This window comes from Pseudomonas sp. Irchel s3b2 (assembly GCF_900187445.1).
GTDB lineage: Bacteria > Pseudomonadota > Gammaproteobacteria > Pseudomonadales > Pseudomonadaceae > Aquipseudomonas.
This window is the reverse complement of record NZ_FYEB01000023.1, coordinates 26750-43714: the sequence shown is the minus strand read 5'-3', so window position 1 is coordinate 43714 and position 16965 is coordinate 26750. Positions and strand designations below refer to the sequence as shown.

Below are 16965 nucleotides of genomic sequence, written 5' to 3'. Positions count from 1 at the left end.
TCGTGGGGGGCCAATTGTGGTTAAAATGCCGCCCCTTTTACATGACCGACCTTGCCCGATGAACCCAGACGCCCTCTCCGTCCTCCACGACCATTTGCTGACTGCCCTTGCGGCTGCGCCCGCAGAAACCCGTCGGCTGTTCCACGGCCGTGGCCGCTGTTGGCCGGGGCTGGAGCAGTTGACTGTCGACTGGCTGCAGGGCGTGGTGCTGGTCTCGCTGTTCAAGGAGCCAGAGCCTGCGCAGTTGGAGGATTTGAAGCGGTTGCTGATGGAGATCACTCAGGTGGCGGAGTGGAAACAATCCGGCGCGCACACCTTGCTGCTGCAACATCGCTATCTGCTGCAAAGCACCACCGAATGGCTGCTCGGGGAGCCGATCGACGAGATGACAATCACCGAGGGCGGCCTGCATTATCGCGTGGACCTGGGTCGCAAACAGAACACCGGCCTGTTCCTCGACATGCGCTACGGCCGCGACTGGGTGCGGGCCAATGCCCAGGGCAAACGCGTGTTGAATCTGTTCGCCTACACCTGCGGCTTCTCGGTAGCGGCCATCGAGGGGGGCGCGTTGCATGTGGTCAATCTGGACATGTCCAGCCCGGCCCTGAGCCGTGGCCGCGACAATCACCGGCTCAACGGCCATGACCTGAGCAAAGTGAGTTTTCTCGGCCACGACCTGTTTAAGTCCTGGGGCAAGGTGATCGGCAAGGGTCCATACGATCTGGTCATCATCGACCCGCCGTCCTTTCAGAAAGGCAGTTTTCTCCTGACCAAGGATTATCAGCGCGTGCTGCGCCGCCTGCCGGAATTGCTCAGCCCTCAGGGCACGGTACTGGCTTGCATGAACGATCCGGCTTTCGGTGCGGACTTTCTCATCGATGGCGTCACCCGCGAAGCGCCGAGCTTGCGGTTTGAACAGCGGCTGGAGAATCCGCCGGAGTTTCCCGATGCTGATGTTGAGTGCGGGTTGAAGGCGTTGGTGTTCATACAGGGGTAGTTAGAGAGCTTTTGATATTGATCCAACACCAGGCCGGTCGGCCGGGGGATTAGACTAATGGTACTTGAGTGCCAGCCCGCGGCTTCTTACGATACTGATACGTAGCGGTTGGAGGTTTAAGGCCGTTGCGTAGGTGGTGAGTGAACTGAACCCCAATAAGCTCACCACTTGTTTCATGCGCATCTTGAGCCTCTGGCTCTACTTCCTCCCCATCAAAGAGCTTCGAGGCTCTTTTTTTGTCTTTCAAAAAGCATCGACGCTGACCGGTCGGCAATAGTGAACATCCTGGGCCGTGTCGCTGCGCCTGGATGCACCGAAAAGTTCATGACCGATCACCCGCGCAGCCTCCAGATGAACCGTCGGCGCCTGGATTTCCGAGTCGAGCAGCAGCTCGGACGTCACAACGCTGGCACCGCAATAATCGAAGATCCCGTGGTCGATCTGCGTCTTCATGGCGTCGGCATAACCATGGCGCGCATAGGTTCCCGCGTCGGCGCCACCGACACCCACAAGGTGAACCCGCAGGTGGCGAAGTTTCTTCTCCAACTTGGCATCCGCACTGAAATCGAATGCCCAGCCATTGGCGAACACACGATCGATCCAGCCTTTGAGCAGCGCCGGCATCGACCACCAATAAACCGGATACACCAGCACCAGCGCATCGGCGCGATCAATCCTCGCCTGCTCGGCCGCAACATCGGCGGAGGGTGGTGCTTCCCGGTGATGGACGGCGAGATCGGCCGCGCCGAACCTCGGATCGAACCCTTGCGCCCAAAGGTCTGCGATTTCGAAAGAGTGGTCGGAATCAGCCGCGGATACACCTTCGGCGATCTGCCTCGCGAGGCTATGGGTGAGCGAGCGTGGATCATGGTGAGCTACAACAATGAGTGCGTGCATGTCGAAACCTCCTGCTACGGAATGAGTGATTGAGGGCTAGAAGCGAGCCTTATATACTCTTGGTAAGTTATGATCGGTAAGCTACTTTTGGTATATAAGCATGTCAAGCACTGAAATACCTGAGCAGGATTCCAGCCCGCAACCGCGTCGCCGGATGTCGCGCGAAGAGCGCCAGCGCCAGTTGCTGGATGTCGCCTGGCAGCTGGTTCGAGAGGAAGGTACGGAAGCGTTGACCCTGGGCCGGCTCGCCGAACAGGCAGGGGTGACCAAACCGGTGGTTTATGACCATTTCATCACCCGTCCCGGGTTGCTGGCGGCGCTGTATCAGGAGTTCGACGCACGTCAGACCGCACTCATGGACGCCGCGCTGCAAACCAGTGAACAGACCCTGGCCAGCAAGGCAATGGTCATCGCCTCATCTTACGTTGATTGCGTCCTTCTTCAGGGCCGCGAGATACCCGGCGTGATCGCCGCGTTGACCAGCTCGCCCGAGCTGGAAAAGATCAAGCGCGAGTACGAAGCGATCTTCATGGACAAGTGCCGCGATGCCCTCCTCCCCTTTGCCGGGATAGGCGAAATCACGCCAGCAAGTCTTCGGGCGATGCTCGGTGCAGCCGAGGCGCTGTCCCATGCCGCCTGCACTGGCGAGATCACGCCAGTGCAGGCACAGGACGAACTTTTCGCAACGATCGTGGCGATGGTCGAAAGGAGTGCACGCCTCGGGGACGGCCTCGAAACCTGAACGGCTGGCCCCGCCAGGACAGCAGGGTAATGCCACCTATACTCCAAGCCACCTTCCCCCACGGGGGTCTGCGCTACCCACAATAAAAAGCAGAGGTGGAACATGGTCTGGCAGCAAATCTACGACCCTTTCGATAACCCGATGCTATCAACCATCATGGCGGCGGTGCCGGTGGTGGTGATGCTGGTCTCCCTGGCGTTTTTCCACATCAAGGCGCATCTGGCGGCGTTGCTAGCTTTGGGCTCGGCCTTGCTGATTGCGATCTTCGCCTTCGGCATGCCGGCGAACATGGCGGGCTCGGCCGCGCTTTACGGTGCAGCCAACGGTTTGTTGCCGATCGGCTGGATCGTGCTCAACATCATCTTTCTGCACCGGCTGACGACCGAGAACGGCTCGTTCAAAGTGCTGCAGGATTCCCTGGCGCGCATCACTGACGATCGACGTCTGCAACTGCTGCTGATTGCCTTCTGCTTCGGTGCTTTCTTCGAAGGGGCCGCCGGTTTCGGCACCCCCGTGGCGGTGACCGGGGCCATTCTGATCGGGCTGGGCTTCTCGCCCTTGGCCGCGTCTGGCCTGGCGCTGATTGCCAATACCGCGCCCGTGGCGTTCGGCGCCTTGGGCACGCCCATCATCACCCTGGCCAAAGTGACCGGGCTGGATGAAATGGAGCTGTCGATGATGGTCGGCCGGCAGCTACCGTTTTTCTCGGTGATCGTGCCGTTCTGGCTGATCTGGGCCTTCGCCGGCTGGCGCAAGATGCTGGAAATCTGGCCGGCGATTCTGGTCGCCGGGGTCAGCTTCGCCATACCGCAATTCCTCGTGTCCAACTATCACGGGCCGATGCTGGTCGACGTGATCGCGGCGCTGATTTCCATGGCCTGCCTGACCGGTTTCCTCAAGGTCTGGAAGCCGGCCACTGTGCATACCTCCGCCGCGTTGTCAGGCCGGACCGACGACTCCAGGGTAGAGGCGGACCCGGACGAGAAACCCACAGCTACCTTTGCCAGCGATGCAAAACCTGCCGTGATGCGGGCATGGTTGCCGTGGATCATCCTCACCGTCTTCGTCTTCGCCTGGGGCACCCAAAGCTTCAAAAACCTGTTCGATACCCGCCCGGCGATAGATCCGCAAACCAGCTCGGCCAAGCTCGATCCTCAAGGCAAGCCGATGCGCGAGGCGAACCCGATCTTTGCCCCGACCTTGACCTTCACCACCATTCACCAACAGATCGAAAAGGTCCCGCCCGTAGTGCCCGTGGCTAAAACCGAGGACGCGGTCTACAAGTTCAACTGGTTCACCAGCACCGGCAGCGGCATCTTGCTGGCGGCGATCCTCGGCGGGCTGCTGATGGGTTATTCCATCCCGCAGCTGCTGCACCATTACCTGCGAACGATATGGGTGGTGCGCTACTCGCTCATCACCATTGTGGCCATGCTCGCCCTGGGCTTCCTGACCCGCTACTCGGGCCTCGACGCCACGATGGGTCTGGCCTTCGCCGCAACGGGCATTTTCTACCCGATGTTCGGCACGCTGCTCGGCTGGCTCGGCGTTGCCCTGACCGGCTCGGACACGGCCTCCAACGTGCTGTTCGGCGGCTTGCAACGGGTAACGGCCGAGCAATTGGGCCTGAGCCCGGTATTGATGGCCGCGGCCAATAGTTCCGGTGGGGTCATGGGCAAGATGGTCGACGCCCAGTCGATCGTGGTCGCGTCCACCGCCACTCGCTGGTACGGCCATGAAGGGGAAATCCTGCGCTACGTGTTTTTCCACTCCGTGGTGCTGGCGATTCTGGTCGGCGGGTTGGTGACGTTGCAGGCGTATGTGGCCCCGTTCAGCCATATGGTGGTGGGCGGGAATTAACCGAGGGACTGCTGTTAACCATGGCCCGGGGTCACAGCCCGGGCCATTCACATCAGGCCGAAACTTGCGCATAGCAACAGTAGGCTAAGCTTTCAGCAGCTCATTGCTCACGATGCTCGATTCTGCAGGTTTTGGTTTTTTCTGGAGAGCGTCTGCAACAGCTATTTCAGACAGGCCCAAACCTTTCACGCAGGATTGACGTGATGACCGAGCCCCTCCTCAGCTTTGATGCACTCAAGCGCGCCGCTGCCGCAGGCGAGATCGATACCGTGTTGGTCTGCATGGTCGACATGCAAGGACGACTGGTCGGCAAGCGATTCCAGGTCGAGTTTTTCATCGACAGCGGTCATGAAGAAACCCACTGCTGCAATTACCTGCTGGCCGACGATATCGACATGGAACCGGTGCCGGGTTACGCCGCAGCCAGCTGGAGCAAAGGCTATGGCGATTTTGTCCTGAAACCCGACATGGCCACGTTGCGTCGCGTGCCCTGGCTTGAGTGCACGGCACTGGTGCTCTGCGACGTACTCGATCATCACCACCGGCGCGACCTGCCGCACAGCCCCCGGGCGATCCTGAAAAAGCAGGTCGAGCGCCTGCGCGAGCGCGGCTATACCGGCATGTTCGCCTCGGAGCTGGAGTTCTATTTGTTCGACGAGAGTTACCAGGCGATCCACGAGCGCAACTATCACAAGCCGAAGACCGCCGGCCATTACATCGAGGATTACAACATCCTGCAGACCACCCGCGAGGAGCCGGTCCTGCGGGCGATTCGCAAACATCTGCAAGCCTCCGGCATCCCGGTGGAAAACTCCAAGGGTGAATGGGGGCCGGGGCAGGAAGAGATCAACATCCGTTATGCCGACGCCCTGACCATGGCCGATCACCATGTGATCATCAAGCACGCCTGCAAGGAGATCGCGCAACTGCAGGGCAAGGCGATCACGTTCATGGCCAAGTGGCGCTATGACGCCGCCGGTTCCAGCAGCCATGTGCACAATTCGCTGTGGGACAAGAATGGCAAAAAATCACTTTTCTTCGATCCCAAGGCCGAGTTCGGCATGTCGAAGCTGATGCGTTCGTGGGTGGCCGGGCAGCTCAAATACGCCAACGACATCACCTGTTTTCTCGCGCCCTATATCAATTCGTACAAGCGCTTTCAGGCCGGCACCTTCGCCCCGACGCGGGCGGTGTGGAGCCGGGACAATCGTACCGCAGGCTTTCGCTTGTGCGCGGAAGGCAGCAAGGCTATTCGCATCGAATGCCGCATCGGCGGTGCCGACCTCAACCCCTATCTGGCTTTTGCTGCCTTGATCGCCGCGGGCCTTGCCGGTATCGACGAAAAACTCAGCCTGGCGCCGCCCTTCGAGGGCGATGCCTACGTCGACGAGCACTTGCCTGAAGTGTCGAAAACCCTGCGCGAAGCCTGCGCCGCGCTCAAGGCGTCGAGCATGTTGCGCGAAGCGTTCGGCGATGAAGTGATCGACCACTACGTGCACACCGCCGAGTGGGAACAGAAAGAGTACGACCGGCGGATCACCGACTGGGAACTGCAGCGCGGCTTCGAGCGCTATTGAGCACACACCATGACTGAAATCGTTCAACTTATCTCCCCGGTCGATGGCCGGGTCTACGCCGAACGCCGCCGTGCCGATGCAGCGCAGATCGAGCAGGCTCTGGCGGCGGCCGCAGCCGCCCAGGCGCAATGGAAGCGCCGACCACTGAGCGAACGTGCCGCGTTTTGCAGCACCGCCGTGGACGCGATGCTGGCGATGAAGGTCGAGATCGTGCCGGAGCTGGCCTGGCAGATGGGCCGCCCGGTACGCTTTGGTGCCGGCGAGCTGCGTGGCTTCGAAGAACGTGCGCGGCACATGATCGCCATTGCGCCTGAGGCATTGGCAGCGATTGAACCTGCACCTGTCGCCGGTTTTCGGCGCGGTATCAAACGTGAACCGCTGGGTACGGTGCTGGTTGTCGCACCGTGGAATTACCCCTATCTGACGGCGGTGAATACGATCATTCCGGCGCTGATGGCCGGCAACAGCGTCATCCTCAAACACGCCACGCAAACGCTGCTGGTGGGCGAACGGTTCGCCGAGGCGTTTCGCCGCGCCAATCTGCCCGAAGGCCTGTTTCACAACCTGCTGCTCGATCATCAGCAGACCACCGCGATCATCGCCTCGGGACGCGTGCAGCAGGTGAACTTCACCGGTTCAGTCGATGCCGGCAAGGCCATGGAAAGCGCCGCCACCGGATGCTTCCTCGGCGTGGGCCTGGAGCTCGGCGGCAAAGACCCCGCCTACGTCCGGGCAGACGCCAACCTTGAGCATGCGGTGGAAAACCTGGTGGACGGCAGCTTCTTCAACTCCGGACAAAGCTGTTGCGCCGTCGAACGTATCTATGTCGATGAAAAAATTTACCCGGCCTTTGTCGAGCGCTTCGTCGCCTTGACCCGCCAATACGTACTCGGCAATCCGCTGGACGAAGCCACCACCCTCGGCCCCTTGATCACACCGAGCGCCGCTGAATTCGTTCGCCGACAGATCGCCGATGCACTGGCACAAGGGGCCAGGGCACTAATCGATCCAAAGGACTTTCCCACCGATGCACCGGGCAGCGCCTACCTCGCGCCGCAGGTACTGGTGGACGTCACCCACCAAATGTCGGTGATGCGCGAAGAAAGCTTTGGCCCGGTGGTCGGCATCATGCCGGTGGCCAACGACGACGAAGCCATCGCGTTGATGAACGACAGTGAGTTCGGGCTCAGCGCTTCCATCTGGACACAGGACCTGGCCGCCGCCGAACGCATCGGCGACGAAATCGCCACCGGCACCGTGTTCATGAACCGCTGCGATTATCTGGACCCGGCCCTGGCCTGGACCGGGGTGAAAAACAGCGGGCGCGGCGTAACGCTGTCGCGCCTTGGCTATGAACACCTGACCCGAGCGAAATCCTTCCATCTGCGCCACGAGATCTGAGCCATGAGCCTGACCGCGAACTGGAACTACCCCACGAGCATCCGCTTTGGCGTCGGCCGCATCGCCGAATTGGCCGAGGTCTGCCGCAGTCAAGGTATCCAGCGACCGTTGCTGGTCACCGACAGCGGCCTGGCGCGTACGCCGATCACCACGGCGGCACTGGAATCCTTGCGCGCTGCTGGCCTCGGTGTCGCGCTGTTTTGCGACCTCAAGCCGAATCCGATTGAAGCCAATCTGGCAGGAGGACTCGACGCCTGGCGCGCCGGCAAACACGATGGCGTGGTCGCCTTTGGCGGTGGCAGTGGCCTGGATATGGGCAAGCTCATCGCGTTCATGAGCGGCCAGACCCGACCAGTTTGGGATTTCGAAGACATCGGCGACTACTGGACACGCGCCGACGAAGGCAACATCGCCCCGATCATTGCGGTGCCAACTACCGCGGGTACGGGTTCCGAAGTCGGCCGTGCAGCGGTGATCATCGACGAACGTACACACACCAAACGCATCATTTTTCACCCGAAGATGATGCCGCGAGTGGTCATCAGCGACCCGGCCCTCACCGTCGGCATGCCGGCAAAAGTCACCGCTGGCACCGGCATGGATGCATTTGCCCATTGCCTGGAATCGTACTGCGCTCCCGGTTTTCATCCGATGGCCGAAGGCATTGCGGTGGAAGGCATGCGCCTGGTGGCCAATGCGCTGGTACGCGCCGTACACACCCCCTCCGACCTCGACGCGCGCGCGCAAATGCTCGCTGCGGCCGCGATGGGCGCTACCGCTTTCCAGAAAGGTCTGGGCGCAATTCACGCGCTTTCGCATCCGGTGGGATCCCTGTACGACACCCATCACGGCATGACCAATGCCACCTTCATGCCCTATGTGCTCAAGTTCAATCGCCCGGCCATTGAAGAACGCATCACCCGTCTGGCAGCCTATCTGCGTCTGCCCTCCCCGGGGTTCGACAGCTTTCTGGCCTTCGTTCTCAAGCTGCGCAAAGACATCGGCGTGCCGCATACGCTGTTTGAGCTGGGGGTGGATGACAAGCAAGCCGATTTGATCGCGGACATGGCGATTGTCGACCCCTGCGCCAGCGGTAACCCGTTGCCGTTGACACGAACTGGCGCGGCAGAAATTTTCGACGCGGCGTTTCACGGCCGTCTCTAGAGCAATCGTCTGTCCATGGCCAACGTGTGAGCACGCAACCTGGATGGGTTTCAACCGTTAGAGGCAGGAGCAGTACGACAGGGGGTTGAAGACGAACCCATTCGGAAACGCACCACGCGGATGGATGTGGATCAAAACCTGAACAAGAGCACACGCTATGAGTCCAGTAAGCCAACCCGGCGCCACCGCGCCACAAGACGACGACCTCAAGGTGTTGCACAGCATGGGCTATGCCCAGCAACTCTCTCGACGCATGGGCGTTTTCTCTAACTTCGCCATTTCCTTTTCGATCATCTGCATCCTCTCGGGTGGCATCAACTCGCTGGCACAAGGCACCTCGGGTGCGGGCGGTGCGGCAATCGGCATCGGCTGGCCACTCGGCTGCCTGATCTCCGGGGTTTTCGCCATGGCCATGGCCCAGATTTCCTCGGCCTACCCAACCGCTGGCGGCCTCTATCACTGGGGCTCGATTCTCGGTAACCGCTTCACCGGCTGGCTGACGGCCTGGTTCAACCTGCTGGGACTAATCACGGTCCTTGGCGCGATCAACGTCGGTACCTATTACTTCTTTTTCGGTGCCTTCGGACCGGCCCTGGGAATGGAAGACACCATCACCACACGGATCACTTTCCTGGCGATCCTGACTGGCCTCCAGGCCTTGTGTAACCACTTCGGCATCGGCCTGACGGCAAAGCTCACCGACTTCTCGGGCTACCTGATCTTCGCCACGGCGCTCGCGCTGACCATCGTCTGCCTGATCGCCGCACCCAGCTATGAGTTCGCCCGGTTGGTGACCTTCGGCAACTATTCCGGCGAGGCCGGCGGCAACGTCTGGCCACAGGTGTCGAACGGCTGGATTTTCATGCTCGGCCTGCTCTTGCCGATCTACACCATCACCGGCTATGACGCCTCGGCGCATACGTCCGAAGAAACCCATCAGGCATCCGTGTCGGTACCGGTCGGGATGGTCAGCTCGGTGGCCTGGTCGTTGCTGTTCGGCTGGGTCATGCTCTGCTCGTTTGTACTGATGCTGCCGAGCATGGACGAAGCGGCGAAGCAGGGTTGGAATGTGTTCTTCTGGGCGATGGACACTCAGGTAAACCCGGCGATCAAGATGGCGCTTTACCTGGCGATTTTCATCTCGCAGGTGCTCTGCGGGCTGGCGACCGTGACCTCGGTTTCGCGCATGATTTTCGCGTTCTCCCGTGACGGCGGCCTGCCCTTCTCCAAAGCATTGGCCTCAGTCTCTCCGACCCATCGCAGCCCCGTGCCAGCGATCTGGACCGGTGCCATTCTTGCGGTGTTGTTCGTGTGGGGATCGTCCCTGGTATCGATCGGTGAAACGCCGGTTTACACGATTGTGGTCTCCTGCACGGTGATCTTCCTGTTCTTCTCTTTCATCATTCCCATCGTGCTGGGCCTGTTTACCTACGGGACCTCGAAGTGGCCACACATGGGGCCATGGAACATGGGGCGCGGGTTGTACTCGTTGTTCGCCATCCTCTCGATCCTCTCGATGGTGCTGATCTTTGTGATCGGCATTCAGCCACCGAACGATTGGGCGCTGTACATCACGCTCGGTTTTCTGATTCTGACGGCGATCGTCTGGTTCGGCTTTGAAACCCGACGCTTCCAGGGCCCGCCCGTGGGCGAGATGATCATCAAGCGTCAGGCAGAAATCGCAGCGGCTGAAGAGGCGTTGAATAAACAGGCTGAGAGCTGATTGCCATTGTAAATGTAGGAGCCAGGCTTGCCGGCGAAGGCGCCCTTAAGAGCGCCTTCGCCGGCATGCCTGGCTCCTACCAAAAGCCGCCGAATCGCGATCAACCAAAGGGAAGCACGCAGATGGACCGTCTCACGGCGAAAGATTTTGCCCCTGAACTGCTCGAACTCTACGACTACTACGCCCACGGCAAAATCAACCGGCGAGAGTTTCTTGATCGTGCGGCGCTGTTCACCTTGGGCGGCTTGACGGCCTCGGCCCTCCTCGCCGCCCTGAGCCCGAATTATGCGCTGGCCGAACAGGTGCAATTTACCGACCCGGACATCATTGCCGAGTACATCACTTACCCCTCGCCCAAGGGTCACGGGCAGGTTCGTGGCTATTGGGTGCGCCCTGCCAAAGCCACCGGCAAGGTGCCGGCGGTGGTGGTCGTGCATGAAAACCGTGGGCTCAATCCTTACATCGAGGATGTCGCCCGGCGTCTCGCCAAAGCGGGGTTCATCGTACTCGCCCCTGACGGCCTGACGTCGGTGGGCGGCTATCCTGGCAACGATGACAAAGGCCGGGAATTGCAGCAGAAAGTCGATCCGGAAAAACTCATGAATGACTTTTTCGCCGCCATCGAGTGGCTGATGAAACATGACGCCACCAGCGGAAAAGTCGGCATCACCGGCTTCTGTTATGGCGGTGGAGTCGCCAATGCCGCGGCTGTGGCCTATCCGGAGCTGGGGGCCGCCGTGCCCTTTTATGGCCGTCAGCCAAAGGCAGAAGATGTCCCCAGAATCAAGGCGCCCCTACTGCTTCATTACGGTGAACTGGATACACGCATCAATGAAGGGTGGCCCGCCTACGAACAGGCGTTGAAAGCGGCCGGCAAGACGTATGAAGCCTATATCTACCCAGGCGTTAACCACGGTTTCCATAACGACTCCACGCCTCGATACGATGATGCCGCCGCCAGGCTTGCCTGGGACAGAACACTGGCCTGGTTTCGGCGCTACCTGGCTTAGCGACAACGGCTTAATCAAATGCAAACAATGGCGATAAAGAACTTAACGTTTATGAAGAAGTAACTGAACAGGCCTTCCTTCATCGCCAATCTTAATATTGAACATATTGCCTCCTAACCCGTCGCGATTAATAAAATAATATTAAAAATTACTCTTCCATTGTCCATTGCATATTCATCCGTGCCTGCTTAACTGCACAAACTGCTGATAACAGCAGTGTCCGCAAAACACCACGGAAGGAATCGTTATGAGCAGTTCAATTCGCCATAGCATGCCCCCCTATGGGGTGGCCATCCAAGGCGCGATCAAGGCAGGCGACCTGCCGCAAATGAAGACGCTGTTGAAACAACGCGATGCATCCACACCAGAAAACAAAGAGCTAAATACCGCTTACGAGCAGTTGGCCAAGGAAGTCGCACGCCTGGAAAAGCACTAACCGCTATTTCCGCTCCCCTTATTGCAATGGAGGCAATAACCATGTCTGGTTCTAATCAACAACTTGTCGGTTTGTTCCCGCTCGGCTACCGAATTGGTACTTCGATGCCAGGGGCACAAAGTCTGGCACTCAATCTTCTGGTTTTTACCCCTGATGAGACTGTCAATGGCACCGCTGCAATCACTCAGGCGACCAACCCGCCGCTGGATGTGCATTCCGATGTCTGGGGCGAGTACACCTACCTGACGGTCATGTCACCCGGCGTCAGCAAAATCCTGATCACCGCCCAAGGCAATCACGGAGGCCTAGGCTCGAACTCCATCGTGAATTTCAAGTTGCAACTGGTGGTGGGCACCGACTGGAAAGAAGGCGTCGCCAACTACTCGTACTTGAATGGTCAGCAGTGGGTCGAGGTCAACAATGCGCCCGCCCATCTCATTGAGGCGGTGCCGTCCCACGTCTCCCCGCTGCCGTTGGAGCCCGGCCCGGTGATTCCGCCGGAGTCATCTTATCCGCCCATCATGCCGCTGTACGCCGCACCGATTCAAAGTGCAATGGCCAGTGGTGACCTGGCCCAGATGAAAAACCTGTCGCGTCTGGCCCAGCAGCAACTGGATCAGCAACCCCAACTGCAGAGTGCGCTTGAAACGGCCAAGGAAGAAATCAGCCGGCAGGAACGCCGCTGACTCGACCACGAAATATGCCCGACTTGTCTTGAATACAAATAAGGGAGTAGCACCATGTCAATCGGACTTTTTCATACCCGCCTAAACGTCAGCAATCACCTGCTGGGCGCACCGGTTTTAACCCTGGATCTGCTGGTGGACACCGTAAAGAAAAAAGTCAGCGGGATTGCCAGTATTTACCAAAGCACCTACCCGCCCCTCAACTTCCGTGCCCGTGTATGGGGTGAGTACGCCGAGGCCAAACTGGTGCCGACGACCGAAAACCACATCATCCTTACCCTCGCAGGCAGCCCAAGCGGCCCTCTCAGCCAGATCGCCCAGACCTTCGGTTTGAAGGGCATTTTAGGCGGCGATTGGGCGAGCGGTTATGCCGACTACAAGTACGAAAATCAGGGCCAATGGCATTACGTGAAACACGCCGCTGTCAGCCAGGCTTCCGTTATTGTGCGCCCAGAGCATCCGCACCATGCCGTGCCGCTCTACGCCGTCGCGGTCCAGCAAGCGCAAACCAGTGGTGACCTGGCGCAATTGAAGGCCGTGGTCAGTCAGGGTGAGCAGCAACTCGCCCATAGCGGTGCACTGCGTAATGCGCTGGACCAGTTGAACGTTGAAATCGCCCGGCTGGAGGCTCGCTAACCCACGTAACAACGCAATCCATGTAGGAGCGAGCTTGCTCGCGAAAGCGGTGTGTCAGGCGACATCAATGCTGATTGTGCCGCTGCCTTCGCGAGCAAGCTCGCTCCTACAGGTTCCGCGCAAAAGGTAAATCCGGTCGCGCCACTGTCCCAAGGAAGGCGCGAACACTTCGATGGATTCGTGCCGCGCACGCGTTGTGCGCAAGGATTTCCCATGTCAGACAGTCGCCCCGCCCGCTACCTCAGTGAAACCGACCTCAAACGCTACGTGCCGGTGCATGTGGTCTGGGAAATCACCCTGGCCTGCGATCTCAAATGCCTGCATTGCGGCTCACGCGCGGGCCATCGACGCCCCGACGAATTGAACACCCGGGAATGCCTGGACGTCATCGATTCCCTGGCGGCCCTTGGCACTCGCGAAATCACCCTGATCGGTGGTGAAGCCTATTTGCGCAAGGACTGGACGCAATTGATCCAGGCCATCCACGATCACGGCATGTATTGCGCCATACAAACCGGTGGACGCAATCTGACACCGGCGAAAATGCAAGCCGCGGTGGATGCCGGGCTCAATGGCGTCGGTGTTTCACTGGATGGATTGGCCCCGCTACATGACGCGGTGCGCAATGTTCCGGGCTCGTTCGACAAGGCGGTAGACACCTTGCGACGGGCCAAACAGTCCGGGCTTGCGGTGAGCGTCAACACCCAAATCGGCGCGGCCACGTTGCCCGATTTGCCTGAGTTGATGGACCTGATCATCGGCCTTGGCGCCACTCACTGGCAGATCCAGCTGACGGTCGCGATGGGCAATGCCGTCGATCATCCGGAGCTGTTATTGCAGCCGTATCAACTGCTGGAAGTGATGCCGTTGCTGGCGCGTTTGTATCGCGAAGGTGTCGACCGCGGCCTGCTGATGAACGTGGGCAACAACATTGGTTACTACGGTCCTTATGAACACATGTGGCGTGGTTTCGGTGACGACCGTGTGCACTGGAGTGGCTGCGCCGCCGGCCAGACCGTGCTGGCGCTGGAAGCCGACGGCACCGTCAAGGGTTGCCCGTCATTGGCAACGGTGGGGTTTTCGGGCGGCAACGTACGCACCATGAGCCTGCACGATATCTGGCACTACAGCGAAGGCATGCACTTTGGTCGCTTGCGCGGCGTCGAAGACCTGTGGGGTTACTGCCGAAGTTGTTACTACAACGACGTTTGCCGTGGCGGCTGCACCTGGACGTCACACTCCCTGCTCGGCAAACCCGGCAACAACCCCTACTGCCATTACCGCGCGCTGGACCTGCAAAAACGCGGGCTGCGCGAGCGTATCGTCAAACTCGAAGACGCGGCAAAGACCTCCTTCGCCGTCGGACGTTTTGACCTGATCACCGAACGCATCGATACCGGCGAGAAGGTCAACAGCGTCAGCGACAGCGGCCAGGTGATCAAACTGGCCTGGGCGAACCAGGGCCAGAAATCGCCGGACGAAGGACGTATTCCACCGCAACTGGCGCTGTGTCGCGGCTGCTTGCAATACATCCATGCGCACGAAGTGACCTGCCCCCACTGTGACGCCGATGTCGCCGCCGCTGAAGCTGTGCACCAGACAGACCGTGCGCGGCAACAAGCGATTATCAACACCCTGACCGGTCTGTTGGGGGTGCAGCACCGCTAAGACGCATTATTTGTAGCAGCTGTCGAGCCTGCGAGGCGGCGTTCGGCTGCGAAGCAGTCGTGAATCCGGTAGACGCGGTTTGCCTGATGCACCGCAAATTCTGGTTTGACGACTGCTGCGCAGCCGAACGCCGCCTCGCAGGCTCGACAGCTGCTACAGCCGACGCAGCCTTCGGCAGCTGCTACAGGTGGTTTACGGCTTAACTGACCAAGGCGGCCCATCCGCAAATCTTGCCTTCAGCCATTCCTTGAATGCCATGAGCGTCGCCGGTGTAAACGCGGCAGATGCTCGCACCAGGTAAATCCCCCCCTGGGCGTCCAAATCCCACTCCGGCAGAACGCGAACCATCTGGCCATTGGCGATCTCCCGGCTCATCAGCCACTCGCCAGCGCCCAAAATACCGACGCCAGCCTTGGCCGCGACGAGCAACGCCTCGCCGTCGTTCGAGGTCAAGGTTCCCTTGGTGATGACCCTCTCCTGCCTATCACCCTTCGACAAACGCCATTCAGGAAACGCCGCAAGGCCAGTGAAGCCCAGACAATTGTGCTCGGTCAGTTCTTTCGGACTGGCCGGTAAACCATGCTGTTCTATGTAACTCGGTGAAGCGCAGAGAATGCGGCGATGATCGCTGAGCTTCTTCGCGACCAGGCGGTTGTCGTTCAATTCGCCAATACGAATCGCCGCATCGAATCCTTCCCCAATGATGTCGACGACGCGATCGCTGTAATCCACCTCGACGGAGACCAGCGGATGAGCCGCCAGAAATTCCGGCAACATCGACGCCAGCCACAGGCGCCCCATCGCAGCAGGAAAAGCCAGGCGCAAAACGCCACGAACCTGCGCCGCGCCGAGTGACGCTTCCTGTTCGGCCTCGATGATCAACCCCGTGGCAGAGCGCAGACGTTCAACGAGGCGGTTGCCGGCATCGGTCAACCGCACTTGTCGCGTCGTACGCTCCATAAGTCGCACGCCCAAGCGCTTTTCCATGGCCGCCAGGCGCTTTGAAATCACCGTCGGATGGCGTTGCAGCAACCGTCCGGCGGCCACGAACGAATGCGCCGAGGCAACCGCGAGAAGCGCTGCAATTTCATCGATGTGGCGGCTGTCCAGTGGGTTCACAAAACACTCTTTTTTCAGGTAACAAGCGATCAGGGTTTGAGGACGATCGCTCCGCGAGATTGGCCGCGTTCCAGATCGGCATGGGCCTTGGCCACATCGACCAATGCATAGCGGCCCCAGATGCCGGGCTTGATTATGCCCGCCTCGACCGCGGCCAGTACATCATCGGCCCGTTGCCGGTATTCGGCGATATCCGTGGTGTGCGCGGCGAGTGAAGGACGGGTCAGGAACAACGAGCCCTTGGCATTGAGCGTGCCCACTTCGACCGCTGTCGGCGCCCCGGAGGATGCCCCGAAAGACACCATCAACCCACGCGGTCGCAAGCAGTCGAGCGACGCTTCGAACGATACTCGCCCGATGGGATCGTAGACCACATCGGCTTTCTTGCCGTCGGTGATCTTTGCGACATCCGCGGCCAATGTTTGTGCATTGAACACCAGCACCGCATCGCAGCCCAGCGCCTTGGCGGTCTCGACACTTTCGGCCCGGGATACAACTCCGATGACAAAAGCCCCCAGGTGTTTGGCCCACGTCGCCATGATCTGCCCGAGGCCGCCCGCGACGCCATACAGAACCAGGGTGGTACCGGGGCCGACCGGATACGTCGTCTTCAGCAGGTACTGCGCGGTAATGCCTTTGAACAACACCGCGGCGGCCTCTTCAGCCGTCAACGCATCGGGAATCGACACCAGCCGGTCGGCCGGAAACAGGCGCGCACTGGCGTAAGCGCCGATAGGCCCTGTTGCGTAGGCCACCCGATCACCCACCTTGACGTTGCTCACTCCCGCGCCGATGGCGGCAACCCGGCCCGCCCCTTCAAGGCCAAGACCCGACGGCAATGGCAGCGGTACGGCGCCCTTACGCTGACTCACATCGAGGAAGTTGACGCCAATCGCCTCCTGCTCCAGCCAGACTTCACCCGGCCCCGGCTCACGCGCCGACACTTGCTCGATGGTCATCACCTCAGGTGCGCCGGTGTGTGCGATACGAACGACAGAAACCATTGCCAGACTCCTTCACTTCAGCGCAGCCCATCTGCGCCATGTGCG

General features: G+C 60.0%; 15 protein-coding genes. 12 read left to right on the top strand and 3 right to left on the bottom strand.

Features of this window, described 5'->3' with window-relative positions; genetic code table 11:
* Positions 1 to 58 precede the first annotated feature (58 nt).
* On the top strand, positions 59 to 997 hold the full coding sequence (locus CKW20_RS27970) for a class I SAM-dependent methyltransferase (RefSeq protein WP_095055771.1): 939 nt from the start codon (positions 59 to 61) through the stop codon (positions 995 to 997).
* A 243-nt stretch (positions 998 to 1240) separates the two neighbouring features.
* Here CKW20_RS27970 and CKW20_RS27965 read toward each other — a convergent pair whose 3' ends face one another.
* On the bottom strand, positions 1241 to 1894 hold the full coding sequence (locus CKW20_RS27965) for an NAD(P)H-dependent oxidoreductase (RefSeq protein WP_095055770.1): 654 nt from the start codon (positions 1892 to 1894) through the stop codon (positions 1241 to 1243).
* 100 nt (positions 1895 to 1994) lie between these two features.
* Here CKW20_RS27965 and CKW20_RS27960 point away from each other — a divergent pair, with 100 nt between their 5' ends.
* The 11 genes from CKW20_RS27960 (at position 1995) to CKW20_RS27910 (ending at position 14797) form a co-directional block, all read left to right on the top strand.
* Positions 1995 to 2636: a TetR/AcrR family transcriptional regulator gene (locus CKW20_RS27960; RefSeq protein WP_095055769.1), complete on the top strand. Its 642-nt coding sequence runs from the start codon at positions 1995 to 1997 to the stop codon at positions 2634 to 2636.
* A gap of 102 nt (positions 2637 to 2738) precedes the next feature.
* Positions 2739 to 4496, top strand: coding sequence for an L-lactate permease (locus CKW20_RS27955; RefSeq protein WP_095055768.1), 1758 nt, complete (start codon positions 2739 to 2741; stop codon positions 4494 to 4496).
* A 203-nt stretch (positions 4497 to 4699) separates the two neighbouring features.
* The gene (locus CKW20_RS27950; RefSeq protein WP_095055767.1) at positions 4700 to 6073 is read left to right on the top strand and encodes a glutamine synthetase family protein; all 1374 of its coding nucleotides are present in this window, start codon (positions 4700 to 4702) and stop codon (positions 6071 to 6073) included.
* Between the two features lie 9 nt (positions 6074 to 6082).
* Positions 6083 to 7474: an aldehyde dehydrogenase family protein gene (locus CKW20_RS27945; protein WP_095055766.1), complete on the top strand. Its 1392-nt coding sequence runs from the start codon at positions 6083 to 6085 to the stop codon at positions 7472 to 7474.
* A 3-nt stretch (positions 7475 to 7477) separates the two neighbouring features.
* Complete coding sequence (locus tag CKW20_RS27940) at positions 7478 to 8638, top strand: iron-containing alcohol dehydrogenase (protein ID WP_095055765.1); 1161 nt, start codon at positions 7478 to 7480, stop codon at positions 8636 to 8638.
* A gap of 157 nt (positions 8639 to 8795) precedes the next feature.
* Complete coding sequence (locus tag CKW20_RS27935) at positions 8796 to 10361, top strand: amino acid permease (RefSeq protein ID WP_095055764.1); 1566 nt, start codon at positions 8796 to 8798, stop codon at positions 10359 to 10361.
* A gap of 122 nt (positions 10362 to 10483) precedes the next feature.
* The gene (gene yghX / locus CKW20_RS27930) at positions 10484 to 11371 is read left to right on the top strand and encodes a YghX family hydrolase (protein ID WP_095055763.1); all 888 of its coding nucleotides are present in this window, start codon (positions 10484 to 10486) and stop codon (positions 11369 to 11371) included.
* A 247-nt stretch (positions 11372 to 11618) separates the two neighbouring features.
* Entirely contained in the window at positions 11619 to 11807 is a 189-nt protein-coding gene (locus tag CKW20_RS27925) for a DUF1843 domain-containing protein (protein WP_095055762.1), read from the top strand.
* A gap of 41 nt (positions 11808 to 11848) precedes the next feature.
* Positions 11849 to 12493 (top strand): DUF1842 domain-containing protein, encoded by a 645-nt coding sequence (locus CKW20_RS27920; protein ID WP_095055761.1) that lies wholly within the window; start codon positions 11849 to 11851, stop codon positions 12491 to 12493.
* Between the two features lie 54 nt (positions 12494 to 12547).
* Entirely contained in the window at positions 12548 to 13129 is a 582-nt protein-coding gene (locus tag CKW20_RS27915) for a DUF1842 domain-containing protein (protein ID WP_095055760.1), read from the top strand.
* 213 nt (positions 13130 to 13342) lie between these two features.
* Positions 13343 to 14797, top strand: a complete 1455-nt coding sequence (locus CKW20_RS27910; RefSeq protein WP_095055759.1) for a GDL motif peptide-associated radical SAM/SPASM maturase — start codon at positions 13343 to 13345, stop codon at positions 14795 to 14797.
* Positions 14798 to 14989: 192 nt separating this feature from the next.
* Here CKW20_RS27910 and CKW20_RS27900 read toward each other — a convergent pair whose 3' ends face one another.
* Together CKW20_RS27900 and CKW20_RS27895 are read right to left on the bottom strand one after the other, a co-directional pair.
* Positions 14990 to 15916, bottom strand: a complete 927-nt coding sequence (locus CKW20_RS27900; RefSeq protein WP_095055758.1) for a LysR family transcriptional regulator — start codon at positions 15914 to 15916, stop codon at positions 14990 to 14992.
* A 29-nt stretch (positions 15917 to 15945) separates the two neighbouring features.
* The gene (locus CKW20_RS27895) at positions 15946 to 16920 is read right to left on the bottom strand and encodes a quinone oxidoreductase (protein ID WP_095055757.1); all 975 of its coding nucleotides are present in this window, start codon (positions 16918 to 16920) and stop codon (positions 15946 to 15948) included.
* Between the last annotated feature and the right edge of the window lie 45 nt (positions 16921 to 16965).

Excerpts from the sequence above, each read along its gene's own strand:
- CKW20_RS27915 (WP_095055760.1), top strand. The coding sequence starts at position 12,548 with ATGTCAATCGGACTTTTTCATACCCGCCTAAACGTCAGCAATCACCTG.
- CKW20_RS27970 (WP_095055771.1), top strand. The coding sequence starts at position 59 with ATGAACCCAGACGCCCTCTCCGTCCTCCACGACCATTTGCTGACTGCC.
- CKW20_RS27950 (WP_095055767.1), top strand. The coding sequence starts at position 4,700 with ATGACCGAGCCCCTCCTCAGCTTTGATGCACTCAAGCGCGCCGCTGCC.
- CKW20_RS27955 (WP_095055768.1), top strand. The coding sequence starts at position 2,739 with ATGGTCTGGCAGCAAATCTACGACCCTTTCGATAACCCGATGCTATCA.
- yghX (WP_095055763.1), top strand. The coding sequence starts at position 10,484 with ATGGACCGTCTCACGGCGAAAGATTTTGCCCCTGAACTGCTCGAACTC.
- CKW20_RS27940 (WP_095055765.1), top strand. The coding sequence starts at position 7,478 with ATGAGCCTGACCGCGAACTGGAACTACCCCACGAGCATCCGCTTTGGC.
- CKW20_RS27935 (WP_095055764.1), top strand. The coding sequence starts at position 8,796 with ATGAGTCCAGTAAGCCAACCCGGCGCCACCGCGCCACAAGACGACGAC.
- CKW20_RS27925 (WP_095055762.1), top strand. The coding sequence starts at position 11,619 with ATGAGCAGTTCAATTCGCCATAGCATGCCCCCCTATGGGGTGGCCATC.
- CKW20_RS27895 (WP_095055757.1), bottom strand. The coding sequence starts at position 16,920 with ATGGTTTCTGTCGTTCGTATCGCACACACCGGCGCACCTGAGGTGATG.
- CKW20_RS27965 (WP_095055770.1), bottom strand. The coding sequence starts at position 1,894 with ATGCACGCACTCATTGTTGTAGCTCACCATGATCCACGCTCGCTCACC.
- CKW20_RS27910 (WP_095055759.1), top strand. The coding sequence starts at position 13,343 with ATGTCAGACAGTCGCCCCGCCCGCTACCTCAGTGAAACCGACCTCAAA.
- CKW20_RS27960 (WP_095055769.1), top strand. The coding sequence starts at position 1,995 with ATGTCAAGCACTGAAATACCTGAGCAGGATTCCAGCCCGCAACCGCGT.
- CKW20_RS27945 (WP_095055766.1), top strand. The coding sequence starts at position 6,083 with ATGACTGAAATCGTTCAACTTATCTCCCCGGTCGATGGCCGGGTCTAC.
- CKW20_RS27920 (WP_095055761.1), top strand. The coding sequence starts at position 11,849 with ATGTCTGGTTCTAATCAACAACTTGTCGGTTTGTTCCCGCTCGGCTAC.